This is a genomic window from Pseudomonas sp. VI4.1, assembly GCF_002029345.1.
In the GTDB taxonomy this organism is placed as follows: domain Bacteria; phylum Pseudomonadota; class Gammaproteobacteria; order Pseudomonadales; family Pseudomonadaceae; genus Aquipseudomonas.
Genome location: NZ_MULM01000016.1, coordinates 1 through 2,421, shown reverse-complemented (window position 1 = coordinate 2,421; position 2,421 = coordinate 1). Strand labels below are relative to the sequence as shown.

At 58.0% G+C, this 2,421-nt stretch carries 3 protein-coding genes; all 3 read left to right on the top strand.

Annotated elements, in window-relative coordinates; translation table 11 throughout:
• Positions 1-103: 103 nt before the first annotated feature.
• Complete coding sequence (locus tag BZ163_RS00140; protein WP_256578891.1) at positions 104-436, top strand: transposase; 333 nt, start codon at positions 104-106, stop codon at positions 434-436.
• Positions 433-768, top strand: coding sequence for an IS66 family insertion sequence element accessory protein TnpB (tnpB, locus tag BZ163_RS00135; RefSeq protein WP_019719038.1), 336 nt, complete (start codon positions 433-435; stop codon positions 766-768). The genes BZ163_RS00140 and tnpB overlap by 4 nt, the downstream gene beginning before the upstream one ends.
• Positions 769-849: 81 nt before the next feature.
• A complete protein-coding gene (locus BZ163_RS00130) occupies positions 850-2,406 on the top strand; it encodes an IS66 family transposase (protein WP_057977898.1) in 1,557 nt (518 codons plus the stop codon).
• Positions 2,407-2,421: the final 15 nt, after the last annotated feature.

The window sequence follows — 2,421 nt, the reverse complement described above, 5'->3', positions numbered from 1 at the left end:
GTAACCGGCCAGCAAACACACCTTCCTGACCCCACCGCCAAAGGCGATGGTGTCCACCTCAATTTAAGTGGACACCACTTCTAGCCTTTTAAGAGGGTCTTTCATGCAGCCACAACGCCGTTCCTATTCCAGGTCGTTCAAGGCCCAAGTCATTCAAGAGTGCGCCCAACCCGGAGCCTCGATTGCCAGCATCGCGCTCCACCACAGCCTCAACGCGAACCTCGTCCACAAGTGGATTCGGCTGCAAACGCAGAAAAGCATGGCGCTGCATCCCGCTTTTGTTTCACTGCCCATGCCACTCGCCAGCACTGAGTCGCAAGCGGCATCATCGACTATCAGCGTTGAGATCCAGCATCCGCGCGGCACCGTTAAAGTGAACTGGCCAACTGAAAGTGCTGCTGCCTGTGCAACCTTTCTTCGAGACCTTCTGCGATGATCCGTATCGACGCCATCTGGCTCGCCACTGAGCCCATGGACATGCGCGCTGGCACTGACACAGCGCTGGCGCGGGTGGTGGCCGTGTTCGGTGCGGCGCAGCCGCACTGTGCTTATCTGTTTGCCAACCGTCGCGCCAATCGCATGAAAGTGCTGGTGCACGATGGGTTGGGTATCTGGCTGGCGGCGCGCCGACTGCATCAAGGCAAGTTTTTCTGGCCGGGATCTCGGCACGGCTCGCAGATGGAATTGGGTGCCGAACAACTGCATGCCCTGGTGCTGGGTTTACCTTGGCAACGAGTTGGGCAAAACAGTGCGATCACCCTGATGTAATCACTGCCATGGCCAGCGTCGCCGTGCAATTGTCCGATGAGCCTATCGTCAGTGTTGGCCTGTTCTGACAAAATCGGCGGCATGACTTTGCTTCCTGATTTCGACCAATTAAACCCTGAACAACTGCGCGCTATCGCCGCGCAGCTGATGCAGCGTGTCGAGACTCTCGATCAAAAAGTCGAGTCCATGGACAAGCAGATCCATCACTACAAAACGGTCAACGACAAGCTGACCCACGAGATCGCACAGCTCAAGCGTTTCAAGTTTGCCAAGCGCAGCGAGCAACTAAACCCGTATCAAACCAGCCTGCTCGATGACGTGATCGATGCCGATATCGCGGCCATCGAAGCCGAGCTTGAGGCGTTGCAACCCGCTCCAGCCCCGACCGTGGCTCGGCAAAAACCTAAACGCACCGCCTTGCCGCCCGAGTTTCCACGCACGCCAATCCATCACGAACCGGACAACACTCACTGCCAATGCGGCTGCGCCCTCAAGCGTATCGGCGAGGATGTCAGCGAGAAACTCGACTACACGCCCGGCGTGTTCACGGTTGAACAACACATCCGTGGCAAGTGGGTCTGTGAGGACTGCGAGACCCTGATCCAGGCACCTATTCCTGCGCAGGTCATCGACAAAGGCATCCCCACAGCAGGTTTGCTGGCTCAAGTGATGATCGCCAAATACGGTGATCATTTGCCACTGTACCGTCAGGAAAAGATCTTTGGCCGGGCCGGCCTCGCCATCCCGCGCTCGACCTTGGCGCAGTGGGTCGGCACCTGCGGTGTGCAACTGCAACCACTGGTTGATGCTCTGCGCGAAGTGGTGCTTGGACACAACGTTGTGCACGCCGATGAAACGCCGGTACAGGTGCTCATGCCTGGCGCGAAGAAAACCCATCGGGCCTACGTCTGGGCCTATGCAACCACTGCGTCTGCCGATATCCGCGCAGTGGTGTACGACTTCAGCCCCAGCCGCTCAGGCGAACATGCCCGCGCCTTCCTGCAAAACTGGAAGGGCAAGCTGGTCTGCGACGATTTTGGTGGTTACAAGGCCAGTTTTGCACTCGGTGTCACCGAAATCGGCTGCATGGCCCATGCGCGGCGCAAGTTCTTCGAACTTCACGCCACGAACAAAAGCACGCTCGCCGAGCAAGCTCTGCGTTATATCCAGTTGCTGTACGAAATCGAAAGTGAAATCCGCGATTTGGAGCCCGATGTACGGCGACGAATACGACAAGAAAAAGCCGTCCCCGTGATGGACATGCTGCACACCTGGATGATCGCCCAGCGCGAGCTGGTACACGATGGCGTGGCCATCGCCAAGGCCCTGGATTACAGCCTGAAACGCTGGACGGCGTTGTCACGTTATCTGGATGACGGCGCGGTGCCTATTGATAACAACCACATCGAGCAGCAAATCCGGCCATGGGCGCTCGGACGCAAGAACTGGCTCTTTGCAGGGTCGTTACGCAGCGGACAACGCGCGGCTGCGCTGATGAGCTTGATCCAATCGGCCAAGCTTAACGGGCATGATCCGTATGCTTATCTCAAGGATGTGCTGATGCGGCTGCCGACCCAGCGCGCCAGTGAGATCGCCGGGTTGTTGCCGCATAACTGGCTGCCGTTACGCAACCTGTAATGCCCGTTCGCTTAC

What these genes read in the sequence shown, in the direction of transcription:
- tnpB (WP_019719038.1), top strand. Translation starts at nt 433, where the DNA reads ATGATCCGTATCGACGCCATCTGGCTCGCCACTGAGCCCATGGACATG.
- BZ163_RS00140 (WP_256578891.1), top strand. Translation starts at nt 104, where the DNA reads ATGCAGCCACAACGCCGTTCCTATTCCAGGTCGTTCAAGGCCCAAGTC.
- BZ163_RS00130 (WP_057977898.1), top strand. Translation starts at nt 850, where the DNA reads ATGACTTTGCTTCCTGATTTCGACCAATTAAACCCTGAACAACTGCGC.